Source organism: Arthrobacter sp. WCS2018Hpa-7, from assembly GCF_031843805.1.
Taxonomy (GTDB): domain Bacteria; phylum Actinomycetota; class Actinomycetes; order Actinomycetales; family Micrococcaceae; genus Arthrobacter.
Genome location: NZ_JAVTJB010000005.1, coordinates 182,240 through 201,608 on the forward strand (window position 1 = coordinate 182,240; position 19,369 = coordinate 201,608).

Consider the following 19,369-nt stretch of genomic DNA (forward strand, 5'->3'; position numbering starts at 1 on the left):
CCGAGCAAACGTCGGAACAGTCCAACGGTTGATGACCTTGACGCAGGCACTTTATTCGGCGTAATCGAGTGTGAGCCACCGTTTCTTCGATTCACCGCGCCCCGGTGGGCTGGTGACATAATTAAGTTTGGCGGGTTGAAGTCTGCTAGGGCAGCCAACCTCCTCCCGGTTGCCACATTCCCCGCCCACCGTGAAACGTCTCCGTGACCCGATGAAAGTGATTTCTTCATGAAATTCAAAACCCCTAAGTGGCTGTCTGTTGCCCCTGTGGCCGCAGCCCTGGTGATTTCCCTGGCAGCATGTGGCGGTGGAACCTCCGAGCCCAGCGGTTCGCCCACCGATGCACTGGCCGGCAGCGACCAGAAATCGCTCGACACGTTCACCACCGCCGAGGTGACGCCGCTGGACAAGATCGACAAGTCCAAGCTGGGCCTCATCACCGACGGCACCCTGCGCGTGGGCACCCTCTCCGACGCCCCGCCGAACATCTTCATTGACCCTTCGGGCAAGTTCACCGGCTACGACAATGAGCTCTTGCGTGCCATCGGCGACAAGCTGGGCCTCAAGGTCGAGTTCGCGTCCACAGACTTCTCGGCGCTCCTGTCCCAGGTGGGCAACAAGCAGTTCGACGTCGGATCCTCCTCAATCTCCACCACGGACGCCCGCCGCAAGACGGTCGGTTTCACCAACGGCTACGACTTCGGCTACATGGCGATCGTGACCAAGAACGACTCCAAGGTCACCGGCTTCGCCGACGTCAAGGAAGGCCTCCGCATCGGCGTCGTCCAGGGCACCGTCCAGGATGATTACATGACGAACACGCTCAAGATCGAGCCCGTCCGTTTCCCCGACTACAACACGGTCTACGGCAACGTGAAGAACGGCCAGATCGACGCGTGGGTCGCTCCTTCCCAGCAGGCCGAAGGCCAGGTCAAGGAAGGCGACAACACCAAGATCGCCGAGAAGGTCGTCAACACCCAGAACTTCACCGCGTACGCCGTGAACAAGGACAACCAGCCGCTGATCGACGCCCTGAACTCCGGTCTGGATGCTGTCATTGCTGACGGCACCTGGGCCAAGCTCACGTCCGAGTGGTACAAGGACCGTCCGACCGCTGCCGAGCAGACCCCCGAGGGCTGGAAGCCGGGCAGCAAGGCCGTCCAGCTCCCCGCCAAGTAACCAGGGCGTTCCATGGATATCCTCAATCAACTGGCCGAGTCCTTCTTTGACTGGGAGGCAATAGGCGAAGTTCTCCCCAAGATGTTCGCCGTCGGCCTGCCCAATACCATCGTCCTGGCCGTCGTCTCGGGCATCATCGGGACTGCACTTGGAATGCTGCTCGCCCTGATGGGGATTTCCCGGAACGCAGCAGCACGGTGGGTAGCCCGCATTTACACGGACATTCTCCGCGGGCTTCCTCCGGTGCTGACCATCCTGGTGATCGGGTTCGGTTTCGGCCCCATCATTCGTGAGCTGACGGGCTCCACCAGCCCGTATCCCATGGCCATCGCGGCGCTGTCCTTGATGTCCGGTGCGTACATCGGCGAGATCTTCCGTTCCGGCATCCAGAGCGTGGACAAGGGACAACTCGAAGCGACGCGCGCCCTCGGGTTCAGCTACGGCTCGTCCATGCGCCTCGTGGTGGTGCCCCAGGGCATCCGCAGGGTTCTTCCTGCCTTGGTGAACCAGTTCATCGCGTTGATCAAAGAATCCTCGCTGGTGTTCATGCTGGGTCTTCTGGCCACTGAGCGTGAGATTTTCCAGATCGGCAAGGATGCCGCCGCCAACAGCGGCAATCTGTCGCCGTACGTCGCTGCGGCCATCTTCTACCTCGCGCTGACCATCCCGCTCACGCACTTCGTGAACTGGATTGATGCCCGCATGCGCTCCGGCCGGCCGGAGAAGAAGGAACCGGACGAGGCAGCAGCAGTGGTAGGAAAGGGAGCCCAGGCATGAGTGAATTCGCTTCAGGAACATTGACGGCGAAGAACATCCATTTGTCCTTCGGCAGCAACCACGTGTTGCGGGGCATTGACCTGCACGTCGAGAAGGGCACCACGGCCTCCGTGATTGGCCCCTCAGGCTCGGGCAAGTCAACGCTCCTGCGTGTGATGAACCGGCTCATCGAGCCGGACCAGGGCGACATCCTGCTCGATGGACGTTCTGTCCTCAAGGACAACCCGGACGAACTGCGCCGCCGCATTGGCATGGTCTTCCAGCAGTTCAACCTTTTCCCCCACAAGACGGTGGCGGAAAACATTTCGCTGGCCCTGCGCAAGCTCCGTGGCATGTCCAAGGAACAGGCCCGCGATGAAGCCCTGGCCCAGTTGGACTTGGTGGGTTTGAAGCACAAGGCCGACGCACGGCCGGCCAACCTCTCAGGTGGACAACAGCAACGCGTTGCGATTGCCCGCGCGCTGGCCATGAAGCCCGAGGTCATGTTCTTCGATGAAGCGACCTCCGCATTGGACCCGGAGCTCGTCAAGGGCGTCCTTGCCCTCATGACGGACCTGGCCCAAGGCGGCATGACCATGGTGGTGGTGACCCACGAGATGGGCTTCTCCCGCAATGTCTCCGACGTAGTGACCTTTATGGACGCCGGTGTGGTGGTGGAGTCCGGTCCCCCGGAGCAGCTGTTCACCAATCCGCAAACGGAACGCCTGCAGGGCTTCCTGTCGGATGTCCTTTAGCCAGGACAAAAAACAAGCCTTGAGAACCCCGTCTTCCTTGCGAAGGCGGGGTTCTTTGCTGTGATCATTGTCCCGCTTTGACCCGCAGCACTGTGAGGGCGGCGGCATCCACCTTGGCGCGGAAGGAGGCATCAGCTGTGGCTTTCTTCACCACGGCCTGGTACATGGCAGGAATACTCGCAGGATCTGCACACACCAGCATGGTTCCACCGGCACCAAAGAAGTTCAGGGCGCGGTCTGCATCGGACCAGGCTTCCAATTGCGCGGCACTGCAGAGGTCGTCGGAAAGAACAATCCCCTTGAAGCCGGCGTCTGCACGCAACATGGTGTCCATCACCATAGGCGAGAAGGGTGCGATGTTCGCGGGGTCAATCCTGTCGTAGTAGGCATTCGATACCATGACCCACTGCGTACCTGATGTGATGGCGGCCTGGAACGGCTCCAAGGCGGGATCGTTTCGGGTGGTGGAGGTATCCCTGACATCGCTGGTGACATCGGTGTTGGGGACTACCCTGCCCAAGCCGGGGAAATGTTTCACTACAGGCGCCACGCCTGCGTCCTTCATGCCATCGGCAAACGCATTGCCAAGGGTCGACACCGTGGCGGGTGAATAGCCGTACTCGCGTTGGAAGTGGCCGATGGGGGCATTGGACGGAGCAAACTCCGGGCTGGTGACCGTGTCCAGCACGGGAGCGAGATTGACGTTGACGCCGGCGCTCCGCAGCTCTTTGCCCCAGATCGCAGCGTCGGCCCGGAGCTTTGCCTGCCCTGCCCCTGCCTGCACCAGCGCGGTGGGAATCGTTGAGAACCCCGGTCCTGAAAGAACCTGGACATACCCGCCCTCCTGGTCGGTGGCCACGGAGAGAGGCACACCGCCAGTGGTGGCAGCGGAAACAGTTCCCGTCAACGACGACACGACGGCAGCGGTGGCAGCACTGCCTGCTTTGCTGCGCCCGCTCAGGTAGACGTTGCCCGCATGATATTCCTTCAACGCCTGCATGGTTCCAGGCTCGGCGCCGGTGGCCTTGGCCGCCACCATGAACAGTTGGCCTACCCGCTGTTCAAGGCTCAACGCCGCCAACTGTTGCTCTGCGGCCGAAGGGGCACTGGTGGCAGGGGCAGCGGAGGGCGAGGGTGCCGCTTGTGAAGTGCTGGGTGGCGGGGTTACTGCCTGCGGAGTGCCTGACGCCGATGAGGCAGAGGGCGACGCCGTCCCTGCTGTTGGGGATACAGCGGTGCTTCCGCTGCCGCTTGAGCAGCCGGACGCCATGGCGAGCAAAGCTCCAGCCGTCGCGATGCTTACACCGAAGGATGCAATTGTCTGGGTCTTGCGCATGGTAAACCGTTAGTTCGTTGGGGGTGGGTTTCCACCTACGAGCCTACCCCGTGCGGAGACAGCAATGCCCCGGCCAAGTGCTCTCCGCACCTGACCGGGGCATCGACAGGGTCAGGCCTTAGCGCCCGCAGCAGCCTGGGCCGCTGCGGGAAGAGCCTCGAAGATACGGTTCATCGCTGCGTCGTCGTGGGCCGCAGACAGGAACCATGCCTCAAAGACGGAGGGCGGAAGGTAAACGCCCGAGTCCAGCATGGAGTGGAAGAACGGTGCGTAGCGGAAGCTCTCCTGAGCCTGCGCGTCGTCGTAATTGTGCACGCCGCGCGCCGAGGTACCAAAGGCAACCGAGAACAGGTTCCCTGCCCGCTGGATGGAGTGGTCAACGCCTGCAGCATCCAGGGCAGACGAAAGGGCCGCGGAGAGCTCCAGCGACCGGGCATCAACGTAGGCGTAGACCTCCGGTGTTGCATGGGTCAGTGTCGCTACGCCGGCGGCCATGGCCACGGGGTTTCCTGACAGCGTGCCCGCTTGGTAGACCGGGCCAATTGGAGCAAGGTAGTCCATGACGTCGGCACGGCCGCCAAGTGCCGCCGTCGGCATTCCGCCGCCGATGACCTTGCCGAAGGTGAGCAGGTCGGGCGCCCACCCTTCCTGGCGGCCTGTCAGGCCCCAGTAGCCGGAGTAGCCGGTGCGGAACCCGGTCAGGACTTCGTCCACGATCAGGAGGGCCCCGTGCTCCGTGGTGATGCGGGACAGGCCTGCGTTGAAGCCCTCTCCCGGCGTGACAACACCCATGTTGGCGGGAGCTGCTTCAGTGATCACAGCGGCGATGTTCTTACCGTGGGTGGCGAAGGCGGCCTCCACCGCGGCGAGATCGTTGTAGGGCAGAACCAGGGTTTCAGCCGCTGTAGCCTCGGTGACGCCTGCCGAGCCCGGAAGGGCCAAGGTGGCCACGCCTGAACCTGCGGCGGCCAGCAAACCGTCCAGGTGGCCGTGGTAGCAACCGGCGAACTTGATGATCAGGTTGCGGCCGGTGAAGCCACGGGCCAGGCGAACGGCGGTCATGGTCGCCTCGGTGCCAGTGGACACCATGCGCAGGCGCTCGACGGCGGATACGCGGTCCTTGACGATCTCGGCCAGGTTGGCCTCATCCGGGGTGGAAGCCCCGAAGGACAGGCCGCGGTCCACGGCTGCGTGCACGGCATCGAGCACGGCAGGGTGGGCATGGCCCAGCAGCGCGGGCCCCCAGGAGCAGACGAGGTCCACGTACTCCTTGCCGTCGGCGTCCGTAAGGTAGGCGCCCTTGGCCGAAACCATGAACTTCGGGTTGCCGCCTACGGATCCAAAGGCACGGACCGGGGAGTTCACTCCTCCGGGCATGAGGGACCGGGCGCGGTCGAAGAGCTGGTCGGACACAGGGGTGTTGGAAGACATGGTTCCTATTCTTTCAGTGATTCTGGAGCAGCCGGGCAACCCGTGGGGCCACCTCGGTGCCGTAGAGCTCGATGCAGCGCATCATGGATTGGTGGGGCAGGGTCCCGTTGCTGTACTTGAGGTCGAAGCGGTCCACACCCAAGGTGCGTTTGAGCAGGACGATCTTCTGCGCAACAGTTTCCGGCGAGCCCACGTAGAGGGCGCCTTCGGGACCGCACATGGCCTCGAATTCACCTCGGTTTCCCGGACCCCAGCCGCGCTCGGCGCCGATCCTGTTCCGCTGGTCCAGCCAATGCGGGAAGAGCTCCTCCCGGGCGGCCTCGTCCGTATCGGCGATGAAGCCTGGCGAGTGCGTTGCTATCTGGCGCATCGGGTGACCGTACTTCGCCATCGCTTCGCGGTACAGGTTCACCAGCGGGGCAAAGCGGCGGGGTTCTCCCCCGATGATGGCGAAAATGATCGGGTAGCCGTATTCAGCGCAACGCAGCACGGACTCGGGTGTTCCGCCCACGCCGATCCAGGCCGGCAGCAAGTGGTGCTGCAATTTCGGGTACACCTGCAGGCCGTTGACGTTGGGGCGGGTTCGGCCCTCCCAGTGAACCGGCTTCTGGGCACGTACCTTGTCGAAAAGCTCCAGCTTCTCCTCAAAAAGGACTTCGTAGTCAGCCAGGTCAAGGCCGAACAGTGGGAAGGATTCAACGAACGAGCCCCTGCCCAGCATCACTTCAGCCCTGCCGTTGGACAGCGCATCCACGGTGGAGAAACGTTGGAAAACACGAATGGGATCATCCGAACTCAGCACCGTAACGGCCGAGCCCAGGCGAATCCGGGACGTCACTGCGGCCGCGGCCGCAAGGAAGACCTCGGGTGCGGACACGGCGAAGTCCCGGCGATGGTGCTCTCCCACCCCGAAGGCATGGATCCCGACGGCGTCGGCCAGCTTCGCTTCTTCGAGGAGTTCGCGAAGGACGCGGGCGTGCTCCTTGGGGTTCCCGTCGGCGTCGACGCCGGCGTCGCCAAAAGTGTTCAAGCCCAGGAGGATGTGGTTGGCCGCTACCGGCGCGGCCGGGTCCGAGGACGCACCGCGGTCAGAGGGAACGGATGTCATCAGGACTCCTTCAGCCAGCCTGCCAGTTCGGAGGCCCAGTAGGTCAGCACGGTATCGGCTCCGGCACGCTTGATCCCCAGGACGGATTCGGTGATGGCACCGCGCCTGTCGATCCAGCCGTTGGCCGCAGCCGCTTCGATCATGGCGTACTCACCGGAGATTTGGTAGGCCGAGACCGGCACCGGGCTCATCGCTGCGACGTCGGCCAGGATATCCAGATAGCTCATGGCAGGCTTGACCATCACCATGTCGGCGCCTTCTTCGAGGTCCAGTTCCACTTCCAGAATGGCCTCCCGGCGGTTGGCCGCATCCATTTGGTAGGTGCGGCGATCACCCTTGAGCTGGGAGTCGACCGCTTCACGGAACGGACCGTAGAACGCTGAGGCATACTTGGCCGCGTAGGCCAGGACAGCGGTGTTCTTGTGGCCGGATTCCTCCAACGCCTGGCGGATGACGGCGATTTGGCCATCCATCATGCCCGAGGGCCCCAGTACGTGGGCGCCCGCGTCGGCCTGGGCTACAGCCATCTGCCCGTAGATCTCCAGTGTGGCGTCGTTGTCTACATAGCCATCGGCGTCGAGGACCCCGCAGTGGCCGTGATCCGTGAACTCGTCCAGGCAAACGTCGCCCATGATGACCAAGTCGTCGCCCACCTCAGTCTTGACGTCGCGGATGGCCTTGTTCAGGACGCCTTCCGGATCGAGGGAAGCCGTACCCTGTGCATCGCGCACCGCGGGGATACCGAACAGCATGATGCCGCCCACGCCAAGCTCCACAGCCTCGGCAGCAGCACGTTTCAGGGAATCAGTGGTGTGCTGTACCACACCCGGCATCGAGCTGATGGGGCTGGGTTCGGTAAGGCCCTCCCGAATGAACGCCGGGAGGATCAGGTCCGCAGGTGCCAGCCGGTTCTCTGCGGTGAGCCTGCGCATGGCGGGAGTTGTGCGCAGACGGCGGGGACGATGGTTTGGAAAGCTCATTGCGGGTTCCCTTCGTTGGCGAAAACAGATTCCAAGGCGGCCACGATGCCGTCCGGAGTTGGTTCTTTGGCTGTGGCAGCTACGGTGAGGCCAAGGCGCGAGGCTTCCGCCGCCGTCGGACGCCCGATCGCAATCAGCCGGCAGCCGCCCAACGGCAGCAAGGTTTCGGCGATGCGGCGTGCGGCGCTGGGCGAGGCAGCCACCACGGCGTCCACAGTTCCTGCGTCGAGGGCAGCCCGTGCCTCTTCCGGGTTGAGCATTGCCGGCAGGTCGTCCCCGGCAACCTCGACGGCGGTTGGCAGTTCCGCCGTCAGGCGAAGTCCCGCCCCGGCCGGGTAGTCCACGGTGTGGTAGGCAACCACGCAGGTCACCTCAGCACCTTTTGAAGCCAGGCCTTCCCGCAGCCCCGGTGCCGCGATATCGGCTTGGGGAAGGAGCACCCGGGCAGGTGCGGGCTCCCACAGTTCCACCAGGCCGTCGGCAGACTGAAGCTCCGTTGGCGCAAGGTGGACGGAGAGTCCAATGGATTCCAGGACCCTCAACGAGGACGGGCCGACGGTGGCCACGCGGGTACCTGCCGGAACCAAGCCCGCCGGGGTTGTGCCCCGCTCTGCAGCCTTCTCAAGAAGGACACGGGCACTGGTGATGCTGCTGATCACCAACCAATCGAATTCACCGGCGGCCAGGCGGTCCAGGACATCGTCGAGGGGTGCTTGGTCTTTTGCCCGTTCAAAATCGATCAGGGGCAGCACCAAGGGTGCGGCCCCGAGACTGGTCAGCAACGACGCCAGCGGCTTGGCACGGTCGGCGCTCCTGGTGATCAGGATGCGCCGACCGGTCAGCCCTTGTGGATCACGCGGTTCAGGACGCGGCAAGGTCCGCGATCTCCGCGGCACCGGCAGCGAGCAGCAACTCAGCCACCTCGATGCCGAGCAACGTGGCGCCGACTTCCGTGAGCCCATCGGTGGCTTTTTTCTCACGAACGGTCTTGGTGCCATCCACGGCGCAGACCACTGCTTCCAGGTGCAGCATGCTGCCCTTTCGGAAGGCATAGGCACCCACCGGAGCGGCGCAGCCGGCCTCGAGCCTGGCCAACACGGCACGCTCGGCTGTCACGGCCAGCCGGGTGTCGTCGTCGTTCAATGCCGCCAACGCTTGGGCCAGCACGCCGTGTGAACCCGCGGTGGACCCTGACTGGTGCGGAGCGTCCTCAGTCCGGCATTCGATGGCCAACGCACCTTGCCCGGGTGCGGGCAACATGACGTTGGTTTCGAAGAACTCGCTGACAGTATCCAGCCGGTCCATTCGTTCCAATCCAGCGGCGGCCAACACCACGGCGTCGAGATCGCAGGACTTGCCCTGCACAACCTCATCCGTGATGTTGCCCGGCAGGCCGGGAACCCGGCCGAGGCGGGTGTCCACGTTGCCGCGGATGTCCAAAACCTCGATATCCGGCCGGGCTGCCCGGAGCTGGGCAGCGCGGCGTGGTGAACCTGTGCCGACCTTGGCCCCGCCCGGAAGCTCGGAAAGTGTCATACCGTCCCGTGCGCAGAGAACGTCACGGACATCAACCCGCTTGGGCGTTGCGGCGATACTCAGTCCAAGGGCTGCGCCGGTGGGCAGGTCCTTGAGGGAGTGCACGGCGACATCGCAGGTGTCGGCCAGCAACGCATCACGCAAGGCGGCGACGAATACGCCCGTTCCGCCCATCTGGGAAAGGGAGCCGGTTTTGACGTCGCCCTCTGTCTTGATGTGCACCAGCTCTACCGGGAAGCCGCCAACCGCGGACAACTTGTCCGCCGTCTGCCGAGTCTGCGTCAGGGCCAGCTTGCTGGCCCTGGTGCCGATGCGAACGGTCACTTGGCAGCCTCCGCAGCCGGGTAGGCATCGTGGCCGATGCCCACCGTGGTGCCAACTTCTGAAATGACGGGCCTCGCCCCACGGAAGTTCTCGCAGCAGTTGGGGCGGCAGACGTCGTACCAGGGTCCAAGGTCCGTGACATGGGGGCGCTCGGCGATGTTGTTCTCCACCGTGCGTTCGCAGATCAGGTCCACCAGGCCGGACACGAAAGCCGCGTGCGTACCCGGGGTGGGAACACGGGTTGCCGCGATGTCCAGGTTCTTGCAGGTTTCCAGCGCCTCGGTATCGAGGTCCCAGGCAACTTCCATGTGATCGCTGACGAAGCCGAGGGGAACAATGACGACGCCGCGGACGCCTTGGGGGGCGATCTCCTCGAGGTGGTCGTTGATGTCCGGCTCAAGCCACGGGATGTGCGGGGCGCCGGACCGGGACTGGTACACCAAGTCCCAGGCGACGTTGGGCGCCACAACATCCATGATGGCCTTGGCGTTGGCCAAGTGCTGCGCAGCATAAGCCGAGCCTTCCGCGAATTCGCGGGGCTCGTCCTCGGAACGGCCAGCGGCCTCGGCATCCCGCGTCGGGATGGAGTGCGTCGCGAACAGGACGCGGATCTTCGAATCGGGATCAGCCTCGCCGGCAGCGGCGAGCTTGCCACGGATCTCTTCCAAGCCCGCAGACGTACCTTCCAGGAAGGGCTGGACGACGCCGGGGTGGTCGAAGTACTGGCGGATCTTGTCCACCTGGAGCTTGCCGTCCAACCCTGTTTCCGTCAGTGCGACGCCGATGTCCTCGCGGTACTGGCGGCAGCTGGAGTAACAGGAGTAGATGCTGGTGGTGAGCATCAGGAGCCGGCGGTGTCCGGCGTCGTAGGCGTCCTGGAGTACGGGGGCGATGTAGGGATCCCAGTTGCGGTTACCCCAAAGAACCGGCAGTTCGATGCCGCGGCGGGCCAGTTCAGCCTCGATAGCAGCCTTCAGTTCCCGGTTCTGCTGGTTGATGGGGCTGATGCCGCCGAAGGCCCGATAGTGGTGCGAGACCTCTTCGAGACGCTCATCGGGGATGCCGCGGCCACGGGTGACGTTCCGCAAGAACGGAATCACGTCATCCTGGCCTTCGGGACCGCCGAAGGACGCCAGGAGCACGGCGTCGTAACGCGCTGCTTCCTGGCGGCCACGCTCCGTGACGGCGTTCAGTGCAGTGGAGACAGCGGGGCCGGTCATGCGAGAACCTCGGCAATCTCGGCAGCCGTGACACGGCGGCCGGTGTAGAAGGGGATTTCTTCACGAACGTGGTGGCGTGCTTCGGTGGCGCGCAGGTGGCGCATCAGGTCTACCAGGTCCACCAGTTCAGGTGCTTCAAGGCCAAGGATCCATTCCCAGTCACCCAACGCGAAGGAGGAAACGGTGTTGGAGATGACCTGCGGGAATTCGCGTCCCAGCAGGCCGTGGTCGCGGAGCATCTTGCCGCGTTCGTCCGTCGGAAGCAGGTACCACTCGTAGGAGCGGACAAACGGGTAGACGCAGAGCCAGGTGCTCGGCTCGACTCCGCGGGCGTACGCCGGCACGTGGCTCTTGGAGAACTCGGCTTCGCGGTGCACGCCCATGGCGGACCAAACGATGTCGGTGCCGGCGAAAAGCTTGCTGCGACGGATGGAACGGACGGCGGCCTGCAGGTCCTCCGGCTTGGGGCCGTGGAGCCACACCATGATGTCCGCGTCCGAGCGCATCGCCGAGACGTCGTAGCTGCCGCGGAGGATGACGCCACCCTCAGCGAGCTTCTCCGCAAGGGCTTCGAATTCCTGGGCAGCATCGCCGCTGCGCAGGACGTCGGCCGAGCGCTTGAAGACCGTCCACAGCGTGTAGAACTGTTCTTCGGTTTCAGCAGTTTTAGTGACAGATTCGGCAGAAGTGTGGCTCATGGTTCAAGTTTGCCCCGTGCCAGCCGCTAAGTCGAAACGGATCACTTCTACAACACGTAGAAGTGATGCAAATCACAGTTTGGATGGATCCTCGGCAACGGCTGCGGCGAGCTGTGACCGGGTGTCGGCCACCACCGCGGCCAGGCCATTCCCCGCCAGCCAGCCTCCAACAACCGTCAAGCCCGGGGTCGCAGCGCAGGCGGCACGTACCTGCCCGACGCGCTGTTTATGACCGACGGCGGCGAACGGCAAGGCGCCAGCCCACCGCACCACATCCCAATCAACGATGTCCGCCCGTGATACAGGCACCGTCAACAGTGAGGAGGCATCCGCCACGGCAGCGGCCAGGAGCGACTCATCATCGAGGACGATGTCCGCTCCCCCGGCAGCTTCTTCACGACGGCCATAGGACAGGCGCAGGACATGCGTCCCCGGGCCGGCCTCGCCAGCCAACCAGTCCCATTTGGCCGTTGCGTGGGTCAACGCCTTGGCCTTGATTCCAGGAGTTTGTGGCGCCACCAGGATTCCAGTCCCACGGGGCCTGCGGTCGAGTTCGGGCAGGTCCACCACCATGGTCACCAAGCTCACCAGTGGCCCGGGGGCCGGACGCAAGCCGGACAATTCCGGCAAGGACTGCTCAAGAAGCCCGACGGCGGCCGGGCCGTCCAGCGCAACCACCAACCGGCCGGCGTCGTAAATGGAACCGCCGGCGGTGACCCGCCAGCCGTCCGTGGTCTTCGCCACCGCGTCGGCGCGCATTCCGGTCATCAGGTCAACGCCGCGTCCGCGCAGGTCTGCCACAAGGGCCGTCACCAGCGAATTCATGCCGCCTTCCAAGCCCGCGACGGCGGACCCAGCCTTCGCCGGTCCGGAGGCGGAGCCGGTGGCGGCCCTGCGCTGGGCCGCAACAGCGGCAGCCAGTGAACCATGCTGACGGATACCCGCCCGCAGGCCTGGCGCAACCATATCGACATCCAGAAGATCGGGGTCGGCCGAATGGACACCGCCCACCACCGGGGAAACCAGCCGCTCAAGGACCCTCTTGCCCATACGGGTCCGGACCAGCGCGGAAACACTGGTGACAGCCGAAGACGTGCCAAGAGACGCGGGAAGCCATGTGTCCAACGAGGCACGGACGGCTCCAGCGAGTCCCAAAGAACGGCGGACTTCCGGATCCCAAGGATTGGCGGGGATGCCCAGGATTCCCGTTTTGGGTAGTTCCTGCGGTCCGTCGGGCAACTGCACCCAGGCACCTCCGGGGTGCGGGGCAACAATCTTGTCCGCCAGGCCAAGCTCGCGGGCGAGGTCGGCAACAGCCGGCGACCGGGTGGCAAACGATTCCGCTCCACTGTCCAGATGCAGCCCGGCAACAACATGGCTTCCCACGCAGCCGCCCCAGGCGTCGGCCGCTTCCAGGATGGTGACGGCAAAGCCGGCCATGGCAAGTTCACGGGCAGCGATCAGGCCCGAGATGCCACCGCCCACCACAATGGCCGATGGCCCTTCCGCCGGCGTCCTGGGCGTTGCGTGTCCCCCGCGCATCGGCACTACTCCGAGGGAATGGAGTGGATAAGTTCCACGACGCGGGTCAGGACCGTGGGATCCGTTTCCGGAGGCACTCCGTGGCCCAGGTTCAGCACATGTCCCGGCGCATGGGCTCCGGCCGCAATGACGTCGCGGACGTGGGCTTCAAGGACCTCCCACGGAGCAGCGAGAAGGGCGGGATCGATGTTTCCCTGCAGCGGGACGGTGCCGCCCAAGCGGCGGTTGGCCTCATCCAACGGAAGTCGGTAGTCAACCCCCACCACATCCACCCCTACATCGCGCATGGCGACCAAGAGCTCGGACGTACCCGTACCGAAGTGAATCAACGGAGCACCCAGGCCACGGACATGGTCCAGCGCCCGGGCGGATGCCGGCGCTACGTACTTGGTGTAGTCAGCCAGGCCCAGGGAGCCTGCCCAGGAGTCGAAGAGCTGCGCAGCCGAAGCACCCGCTTCGAGCTGGGCTTGGAGGAACATTCCAGAGGTATCGGCCGCCCAAGTGGCCAGTGCCGCCCAGGTTTCAGGATCGGCGTGCATCATGGTCCGGGGTCCAAGGTGGTCCCGGGAAGGCTTGCCTTCAACCATGTAGGCCGCCAAGGTGAACGGTGCACCGGCGAACCCGATGAGCGGGGTTTTCCCGAGTTCGGCAATAGTCAGGCGGACGGCTTCGCGGATGGGTTCCAGCGCCTCCCACGTCAGCGTGGGAAGGGCTGCCACATCAGCGGCCGTGCGGACAGGCTTATCCAAGACGGGTCCAACGCCGGGGACGATGTCCACGCCAACGCCTGCCAGCTTCAGCGGGATGACGATGTCGGAGAAGAAGATGGCCGCATCAACATCATGGCGGCGAACCGGCTGGAGGGTGATTTCCGCCGCAAGTTCCGGACGCAGGCAGGAGTCCAGCATTGCGACACCCTCGCGTACCTTGAGGTACTCGGGCAGGGAACGGCCGGCTTGACGCATGAACCACACGGGCCTGCGGGACGGCGTGCCGCCGCGGTAGGCCGTAATCAACGGCGAATCCGAGGTCCGGCCGTCCTTCAGCGGGTGGTTGGCGTCGAGGGTTCCCGCCGGGGCGTTGGAGGCCGTACTCTTGGATGCTGCCGAGCTAGAAGTCATGCCTTCGATTGTGCCGAAAATCCGGGGCAAAAGATAACGACAAGCTGTCACGTTGAGCGCTTCCCGGGCCTTTGTGGCGGCGATCACTCCACTGCGTGTGGATCGCCACGGTGCCATATTGTTCTACCGGGCTACGAAAAAGCTATGATTGGGGTGCTGTGGTTCTTTTCTCATTGGTGGCTACACACGCCGACATCGACCTCGAAACTGTCGCTCAGTTGAGCAACGGTTCCTCTGGGCTTGCCTCGACAACCCTGACGGATTCCCCCGTGGTGTCCGGCGCCGTGGTCCTGGCAACCTGCAACCGCTACGAGGTTTACGGCGAAACGGCCCCTGGCGCAGACCTCGAGGCGGCACGATCCGCCCTGGTGTCCCAGATCAGCGAACTGAGCGGACTCAACGAACACCTGGTTTCCCGTTCCTTCGCCACGCACACCGGTCCGGAGGTCACCCGGCACCTCTTTGCCGTGAGCGCCGGACTGGACTCCGCCGTGGTGGGTGAGCGCGAGATCGCCGGCCAGGTCCGCCGGGCACTGATCACCGCCCAGCAGGAAGGCACAGCGAGCTCCGGGCTGGTCCGCTTGTTCCAGGCAGCTTCCAAGACCGCCAAGGACGTAGGCGCACAAACCGCCCTCGGCTCGCGCGGGCTCTCCATCGTTTCCGTCGCCCTGGACCTCGCAACAGACCTCGCCGAGAATGACGACTGGTCCACCAAGAAAGTTGTGGTGTTCGGCACCGGCGCCTACGCTGGCGCCACCATGTCATTGCTTCGTGAACGGGGCTGCACCGAGGTTTCGGTCTACTCCTCGTCCGGCCGCGCCGAAGGTTTCGTCGCCACCCGCGGCGGAACAGCGCTCGACGCCGACACCCTCCCCGCCGCTGTTGCCGCAGCTGACGTCATGATCGGCTGCAGCGGATCTGACAACCGTGTCGAGGCCGCGGACCTCGCCCGTGTCCGGGCGCAATCGGGCAAGCCATTGATCGCCATCGACCTCGCCCTCACCCATGATTTCGACCCCGCGGTGGGCGAACTCGACGGCGTTGAGCTCTTGACGCTTGAGTCCGTCCGGCTCGCTGCACCCCAGGAACAAGCAGAGTCGCTGTCCCAGGCAAGTGCAATCGTCACCGGCGCGGCCGCGTCCTTCGAATCCGAGCGCGAAGCACGCTCCGTGGACACGGCCATCGTGGCGCTTCGCCGCCACACCATGAACGTCCTGGACGCCGAAATGGAAAAGGTCCGCGCCCGTCACGGTTGCACGGCTGCCGCCGAGGAGGTGGAGTTCGCACTGCGCCGCATGGTCAAGCAGCTCCTCCACATCCCCACAGTCCGTGCACGCGAACTTGCCGCCAACGGTCAGCAGGATGACTACGTCGCAGCCCTTGAGGCACTCTACGGAATCCAGGTGGAACAGCCCCAGGCTGCAGCCCCGGCCGCTGAATGCCCCGTGGACCACCAGCAGCTCCGCTCAGAGAGCGCCTGAGCAGACGGGGCCACGCCTTCCCCCCGCCCCAGGCATCCGCTCATGGCGGGCTTGCCAGCACGGAGGGCGGCGGGAATCGTCCTAGTAAACGGGTTTCGCCGGCTCGACGTCGCGCACCCAGGCGAGGATACCGCCGTCGAGATGGCTGACCCGTGTATAACCCGCTTTCCGCGCAGCCTCCAATACAGCAGCCGAGCGCGTGCCGGCCTTGCAGTGGAAAACGATGTCCTTGTCCTGGGGCAACTCCACCCACGCTTCGCCGGAGAGAATACGGCCCTGCGGAATGAGGACTGAACCGTCAATACTGACGATGCTGTGCTCCCCCGATTCCCGGACATCAACCAAGTCGAAATCCCGCTCCCCCGACTCACGCTCTGCGAGCATCGCAGCAAGGTCCGTGGCGGACACAGTGTGCTCCTGGTCGGTTGCTGCCGTTGGCGTCACACCGCAGAAAGCTTCGTAGTCCGTCAGTTCAGTGATGGGTTCGGCTTCCGGGTCCTTGGATACTTTGATCTCCCGCCAACTGCCGCCCAGCGCGTCAAAGAGCGCTACCCGGCCCAGCAACGAACGCCCGACGCCGGTGATCAGCTTCACGGCTTCGGTCACCATGAGCGAACCAACCGCTGCGCACAACATGCCGAAGACTCCGCCCTCGCCGCAGGAAGGCACCGAACCGGCAGGAGGGGCTTCAGGATAGAGGTCCCGGTACGTGGGGCCGTGCTCGGCCCAAAACACGCTCACCTGGCCGTCAAACCGGAAGATGGAACCCCACACGTAGGGCTTGCCGAGGATCGCTGCGGCATCGTTGACCAGGTAACGCGTGGCGAAGTTGTCCGCGCCATCGAGGATGAGGTCGTACTGCGCAAACACGTCCAGGGCGTTGGATGAGTCCAGCCGGATGTCATGCAGGACAACGTTCACCAGCGGGTTGAGTTCGTTGATGGCGTTGCGGGCAGACTCGATCTTGGGGATGCCCACGTCCTTCACGCCGTGGATGACCTGGCGCTGCAGGTTGCTCAGGTCCACCACGTCATCGTCCACGATTCCGAGTGTGCCAACGCCGGCCGCCGCCAAGTACAAGAGGGCTGGAGAACCAAGTCCACCGGCGCCTATGACGAGCACTTTGGCATTCTTAAGCCTGCGTTGGCCCAGAGCACCGATTTCGGGAATGATGAGATGCCGGGAGTATCGCTCCACCTCGGCCGGCGTGAGTTCGGCGGCCGGTTCAACAAGGGGCGGCAGGACAGCGGGCGCAGCGGGGCGGGCAGCAACAATTGAGGCCATACCCCAATGTATGCCTGCCGATGCCGCCCGGTCATATTACCCACCGGTAGAGTGGTCATAACTGCAAAGGAAAGGCGGCAGACTGTGGCTGACGGCACAAGGGCACACGATGGGGCACCGGCCAAGCAGGAACGGGCTGTTTCAACGCGTTCACCAAGGTTGCCGCGCGACGAGCGCCGGGCGCAGTTGCTGAATGCGGCGTTGGAAGTCTTTGTCTCCAACGGTTTCCACGGCGCGGCCATGGACGAAATCGCCGAGGCCGCCCACGTCAGCAAACCGGTGCTGTACCAGCACTTTCCGTCCAAGCGCGAGCTCTATATGGCCCTTTTGGACAGCCACCTTGCCACGCTGACTGAGCTGATGCTCAGCGCCCTGAACTCCACCTCGGACAACAAGGAACGCGTGAAGGCCGTCATGCGGGCCTACTACCGGTTCATCGCTGATGACGACCAAGCCCACCGACTCGTCTTCGAATCGGACCTCATCAACGATCCCGATGTCAGTTCCCGTTTGGAGACCTTCAACAAAACGTTCGCTGATGCGGTGGCCCATGTCATTGCCGAGGACACCAAGCTGCCTCCCCTGGAGGCGCAGCTCCTGGGCCGGGGCCTGGCCGGAATGGCGCAGGTCAGCGCACGCTACTGGCTTGAAACGGACGGAAACCTTGACCTCGATGTGGCCAGTGATCTGATCTATCGTTTAGCTTGGCGCGGAATCAGTCGATTCCCCAAAGAGTCCTAGGCTACAAATAGAGGACTGACTTAATACTTGATTGGCTTGGAGGCCTTGCTGTGGAAGTAAAGATCGGCATTCAGAACGTTGGCCGTGAAATCGTGCTCGAATCCGCTTTGGATGCAGACGCGGTGGCCAAGATCGTGGCAGAGGCCGTGTCCAAGGGCTCGGAATTGCGCCTGACCGACGAGAAGGGCCGCCAGATCATTGTTCCCGGCAGTGTCCTGGGCTACGTGGAGATCGGTGCAGAGGAAGTCCGCCGCGTCGGTTTCGGTGCCCTCTAGGCCCTCCCCTTAACGCAGTCCGCAAAGGAGTCTTCATGCTTTCACTCGTCGTGGTGGTTCTGGCCACCGTAGCCACTGGTTTCATCGTGTGGGCCAACGACAAGAGGCACGGCAAGTACGGCATCGCTTTGCCGGCCGGCGTTTCGGTGGCTGTGGGCACCCTGAGCTGGATTGCGTTCATCAGTGCCGGTCTGGGCTACCAGCCCGGGGCAACCTGGATTCCGTGGGTCTTGCCCATTGTTGTGGGAACTGCCGCCGCCGCAGCGGTGGTGGTGTTCCTGGGCCGGACCCGCACCCGGCACGATACTGCGGCGCTCACCAAGGCACTGAGGCTCTAACAGCAACAAGGACAAAACGACAGTGACCGTCGCCCTCGGGCGACGGTCACTGTCGTTTAACTCCTTGCCACCATGGTCCGGGGTCAGATGCGTTCAAGCTTCCGGATACCGCTCCGGCTGGGCGGATGCACCCAGCCCGGCCGCGGCCTCACTCACGGAGGACGCAGCGGCGATGTCGCGCTGGGTGACTTTCCCGCCTGCGTCATGGGACACGTACCGGAGGTGGACCCTGTTGTAGCGCCATTCCAGATCGGGATGGTGGTTTTGCTGTTCGGCAATCTGTCCGATCGCTGCAATAAGCGCCAGAGCTTCGGCCGCCGTCGGGGTTTTATAGACGGTAACCAGGCCGTCCTGGTCCTTCCAGTCGGGAAGTTCCCGGAGGGCAGCTTCGACATCCGCCCGGGTCAGGTGGTCTTGGTTCCCCGCCACTGCTGCTCCTTCTCCCGAAGACACTGCCGGACGCCTAGAGGAACTCTGCCCGGCCTTCCATGGCCGACGACGCCAAAGCGTGCTCACGCCGCGGAATCCGTCCTGCCTGCTTGGCCAGCCTACCGGCGATCACGGCGTGTTTGAAGGCCTCACCCATCTGCACCGGGTTCTGCGCGCGGGTTACGGCGGTGGCCAGAAGCACGGCGTCGCAGCCCAATTCCATGGCGAGGGCGGCATCGGAGGCGGTCCCTATTCCTGCGTCGAGCACCACGGGGACTGAGGCACGGGACACGATGAGTTCAATGTTGTGCGGGTTCAGGATGCCCAGGCCGGTTCCGATCGGCGAGCCGAGGGGCATCACAGCGGTGGCACCCAGGTTTTCGAGGCGCAAAGCCAGGACGGGATCATCATTGGTGTAGGCAAAGACCTTGAATCCACGGTTCACCAGCTGTTCCGTTGCTTCGACGAGTTCCACAGCGTCTGGAAGGAGGGTGTGTTCGTCGGCGATGACTTCCAACTTCACCCAGTCCGTTTCCAGTGCCTCGCGTGCCAGTTCTGCGGTCATCACGGCATCCTTGGCGGTGAAGCAACCGGCGGTGTTGGGCAACACGCGGATGCCGTGGTCCACCAGGAGCTGGAAGAGTGATCCTGTTTCAGCGGGTGAGTAGCGCCGCATGGCTACTGTGGTGAGCTCAGTTCCGGATGCCAGGAGCGCTGCGCCCAGGCCGTCCAGGCTCGGCGCACCTCCCGTCCCCATGATCAAGCGGGAGCCGAAGTGGACGCCGTCGATCTCCAGTGCGTCAGTATGGACCTCTGTGTTTGCTGTCGTCATGAT

The 19,369-nt window shown here is 64.1% G+C and carries 20 protein-coding genes; 7 read left to right on the top strand and 13 right to left on the bottom strand.

Annotated features, from left to right (window positions below):
• The first annotated feature begins 228 nt into the window (after positions 1 to 228).
• The 3 genes from RQH14_RS08055 to RQH14_RS08065 are packed head-to-tail and all read left to right on the top strand — an operon-like array spanning position 229 to position 2,690.
• Positions 229 to 1,179 (top strand): ABC transporter substrate-binding protein, encoded by a 951-nt coding sequence (locus tag RQH14_RS08055; RefSeq protein ID WP_311212783.1) that lies wholly within the window; start codon positions 229 to 231, stop codon positions 1,177 to 1,179.
• Between the two features lie 12 nt (positions 1,180 to 1,191).
• The gene (locus RQH14_RS08060) at positions 1,192 to 1,956 is read left to right on the top strand and encodes an amino acid ABC transporter permease (protein WP_105690693.1); all 765 of its coding nucleotides are present in this window, start codon (positions 1,192 to 1,194) and stop codon (positions 1,954 to 1,956) included.
• Complete coding sequence (locus RQH14_RS08065) at positions 1,953 to 2,690, top strand: amino acid ABC transporter ATP-binding protein (RefSeq protein ID WP_207594071.1); 738 nt, start codon at positions 1,953 to 1,955, stop codon at positions 2,688 to 2,690. The genes RQH14_RS08060 and RQH14_RS08065 overlap by 4 nt, the downstream gene beginning before the upstream one ends.
• Positions 2,691 to 2,754: 64 nt before the next feature.
• On the opposite strand, the gene RQH14_RS08070 is transcribed toward RQH14_RS08065, so the two are convergent.
• The 10 genes from RQH14_RS08070 to hemE form a co-directional block, all read right to left on the bottom strand.
• Positions 2,755 to 4,026 carry a glycoside hydrolase family 3 N-terminal domain-containing protein gene (locus RQH14_RS08070; protein WP_311212784.1) on the bottom strand — a complete coding sequence of 424 codons (1,272 nt, stop codon included), beginning with the start codon at positions 4,024 to 4,026 and terminating at the stop codon, positions 2,755 to 2,757.
• Between the two features lie 111 nt (positions 4,027 to 4,137).
• Positions 4,138 to 5,457 (bottom strand): glutamate-1-semialdehyde 2,1-aminomutase, encoded by a 1,320-nt coding sequence (gene hemL / locus RQH14_RS08075; RefSeq protein WP_311212785.1) that lies wholly within the window; start codon positions 5,455 to 5,457, stop codon positions 4,138 to 4,140.
• 13 nt (positions 5,458 to 5,470) lie between these two features.
• The gene (locus tag RQH14_RS08080) at positions 5,471 to 6,565 is read right to left on the bottom strand and encodes an LLM class flavin-dependent oxidoreductase (RefSeq protein WP_311212786.1); all 1,095 of its coding nucleotides are present in this window, start codon (positions 6,563 to 6,565) and stop codon (positions 5,471 to 5,473) included.
• On the bottom strand, positions 6,565 to 7,545 hold the full coding sequence (gene hemB, locus RQH14_RS08085; RefSeq protein WP_311212787.1) for a porphobilinogen synthase: 981 nt from the start codon (positions 7,543 to 7,545) through the stop codon (positions 6,565 to 6,567). Before hemB ends, RQH14_RS08080 begins: the two co-directional genes overlap by 1 nt.
• The gene (locus tag RQH14_RS08090) at positions 7,542 to 8,420 is read right to left on the bottom strand and encodes a uroporphyrinogen-III synthase (protein WP_311212788.1); all 879 of its coding nucleotides are present in this window, start codon (positions 8,418 to 8,420) and stop codon (positions 7,542 to 7,544) included. Before RQH14_RS08090 ends, hemB begins: the two co-directional genes overlap by 4 nt.
• Positions 8,407 to 9,405 (bottom strand): hydroxymethylbilane synthase, encoded by a 999-nt coding sequence (gene hemC / locus RQH14_RS08095; RefSeq protein WP_311212789.1) that lies wholly within the window; start codon positions 9,403 to 9,405, stop codon positions 8,407 to 8,409. The genes RQH14_RS08090 and hemC overlap by 14 nt, the downstream gene beginning before the upstream one ends.
• Positions 9,402 to 10,625 (bottom strand): ferrochelatase, encoded by a 1,224-nt coding sequence (locus RQH14_RS08100; protein ID WP_311212790.1) that lies wholly within the window; start codon positions 10,623 to 10,625, stop codon positions 9,402 to 9,404. Before RQH14_RS08100 ends, hemC begins: the two co-directional genes overlap by 4 nt.
• Positions 10,622 to 11,323 (bottom strand): hydrogen peroxide-dependent heme synthase, encoded by a 702-nt coding sequence (hemQ, locus tag RQH14_RS08105; protein WP_089595661.1) that lies wholly within the window; start codon positions 11,321 to 11,323, stop codon positions 10,622 to 10,624. The genes RQH14_RS08100 and hemQ overlap by 4 nt, the downstream gene beginning before the upstream one ends.
• 72 nt (positions 11,324 to 11,395) lie before the next feature.
• A complete protein-coding gene (gene hemG / locus RQH14_RS08110) occupies positions 11,396 to 12,865 on the bottom strand; it encodes a protoporphyrinogen oxidase (protein WP_311212791.1) in 1,470 nt (489 codons plus the stop codon).
• Positions 12,866 to 12,870: 5 nt separating this feature from the next.
• The gene (hemE, locus tag RQH14_RS08115) at positions 12,871 to 13,986 is read right to left on the bottom strand and encodes a uroporphyrinogen decarboxylase (RefSeq protein ID WP_311212792.1); all 1,116 of its coding nucleotides are present in this window, start codon (positions 13,984 to 13,986) and stop codon (positions 12,871 to 12,873) included.
• A 158-nt stretch (positions 13,987 to 14,144) separates the two neighbouring features.
• Here hemE and RQH14_RS08120 point away from each other — a divergent pair, with 158 nt between their 5' ends.
• A complete protein-coding gene (locus RQH14_RS08120) occupies positions 14,145 to 15,467 on the top strand; it encodes a glutamyl-tRNA reductase (protein ID WP_311212793.1) in 1,323 nt (440 codons plus the stop codon).
• Between the two features lie 81 nt (positions 15,468 to 15,548).
• On the opposite strand, the gene moeB is transcribed toward RQH14_RS08120, so the two are convergent.
• Positions 15,549 to 16,751 (bottom strand): molybdopterin-synthase adenylyltransferase MoeB, encoded by a 1,203-nt coding sequence (moeB, locus tag RQH14_RS08125; protein ID WP_311212794.1) that lies wholly within the window; start codon positions 16,749 to 16,751, stop codon positions 15,549 to 15,551.
• Positions 16,752 to 16,757: 6 nt separating this feature from the next.
• On the opposite strand from moeB, the gene RQH14_RS08130 reads away from it, so the two are divergent.
• From RQH14_RS08130 to RQH14_RS08140, 3 genes are read left to right on the top strand one after another with little or no spacing between them, the layout of a single operon-like run.
• On the top strand, positions 16,758 to 17,492 hold the full coding sequence (locus RQH14_RS08130) for a TetR/AcrR family transcriptional regulator (RefSeq protein WP_089595665.1): 735 nt from the start codon (positions 16,758 to 16,760) through the stop codon (positions 17,490 to 17,492).
• Positions 17,493 to 17,542: 50 nt separating this feature from the next.
• On the top strand, positions 17,543 to 17,767 hold the full coding sequence (locus RQH14_RS08135) for a DUF3107 domain-containing protein (RefSeq protein ID WP_026539987.1): 225 nt from the start codon (positions 17,543 to 17,545) through the stop codon (positions 17,765 to 17,767).
• Positions 17,768 to 17,802: 35 nt separating this feature from the next.
• Entirely contained in the window at positions 17,803 to 18,105 is a 303-nt protein-coding gene (locus RQH14_RS08140; protein ID WP_311212795.1) for a hypothetical protein, read from the top strand.
• A 93-nt stretch (positions 18,106 to 18,198) separates the two neighbouring features.
• Here RQH14_RS08140 and RQH14_RS08145 read toward each other — a convergent pair whose 3' ends face one another.
• Both RQH14_RS08145 and RQH14_RS08150 read right to left on the bottom strand, forming a co-directional pair.
• A complete protein-coding gene (locus RQH14_RS08145; RefSeq protein ID WP_311212796.1) occupies positions 18,199 to 18,534 on the bottom strand; it encodes a 4a-hydroxytetrahydrobiopterin dehydratase in 336 nt (111 codons plus the stop codon).
• A gap of 34 nt (positions 18,535 to 18,568) precedes the next feature.
• Positions 18,569 to 19,366: a thiazole synthase gene (locus RQH14_RS08150; protein ID WP_311212797.1), complete on the bottom strand. Its 798-nt coding sequence runs from the start codon at positions 19,364 to 19,366 to the stop codon at positions 18,569 to 18,571.
• Positions 19,367 to 19,369 lie beyond the last annotated feature (3 nt).

Coding starts and splice junctions, on each gene's coding strand:
- RQH14_RS08140 (WP_311212795.1), top strand. CDS start 17,803: ATGCTTTCACTCGTCGTGGTGGTTCTGGCCACCGTAGCCACTGGTTTC.
- hemQ (WP_089595661.1), bottom strand. CDS start 11,323: ATGAGCCACACTTCTGCCGAATCTGTCACTAAAACTGCTGAAACCGAA.
- RQH14_RS08150 (WP_311212797.1), bottom strand. CDS start 19,366: ATGACGACAGCAAACACAGAGGTCCATACTGACGCACTGGAGATCGAC.
- RQH14_RS08070 (WP_311212784.1), bottom strand. CDS start 4,026: ATGCGCAAGACCCAGACAATTGCATCCTTCGGTGTAAGCATCGCGACG.
- RQH14_RS08055 (WP_311212783.1), top strand. CDS start 229: ATGAAATTCAAAACCCCTAAGTGGCTGTCTGTTGCCCCTGTGGCCGCA.
- RQH14_RS08065 (WP_207594071.1), top strand. CDS start 1,953: ATGAGTGAATTCGCTTCAGGAACATTGACGGCGAAGAACATCCATTTG.
- RQH14_RS08130 (WP_089595665.1), top strand. CDS start 16,758: ATGTATGCCTGCCGATGCCGCCCGGTCATATTACCCACCGGTAGAGTG.
- RQH14_RS08080 (WP_311212786.1), bottom strand. CDS start 6,565: ATGACATCCGTTCCCTCTGACCGCGGTGCGTCCTCGGACCCGGCCGCG.
- hemB (WP_311212787.1), bottom strand. CDS start 7,545: ATGAGCTTTCCAAACCATCGTCCCCGCCGTCTGCGCACAACTCCCGCC.
- hemE (WP_311212792.1), bottom strand. CDS start 13,986: ATGACTTCTAGCTCGGCAGCATCCAAGAGTACGGCCTCCAACGCCCCG.
- hemG (WP_311212791.1), bottom strand. CDS start 12,865: ATGCGCGGGGGACACGCAACGCCCAGGACGCCGGCGGAAGGGCCATCG.
- RQH14_RS08100 (WP_311212790.1), bottom strand. CDS start 10,625: ATGACCGGCCCCGCTGTCTCCACTGCACTGAACGCCGTCACGGAGCGT.
- hemL (WP_311212785.1), bottom strand. CDS start 5,457: ATGTCTTCCAACACCCCTGTGTCCGACCAGCTCTTCGACCGCGCCCGG.
- RQH14_RS08060 (WP_105690693.1), top strand. CDS start 1,192: ATGGATATCCTCAATCAACTGGCCGAGTCCTTCTTTGACTGGGAGGCA.
- moeB (WP_311212794.1), bottom strand. CDS start 16,751: ATGGCCTCAATTGTTGCTGCCCGCCCCGCTGCGCCCGCTGTCCTGCCG.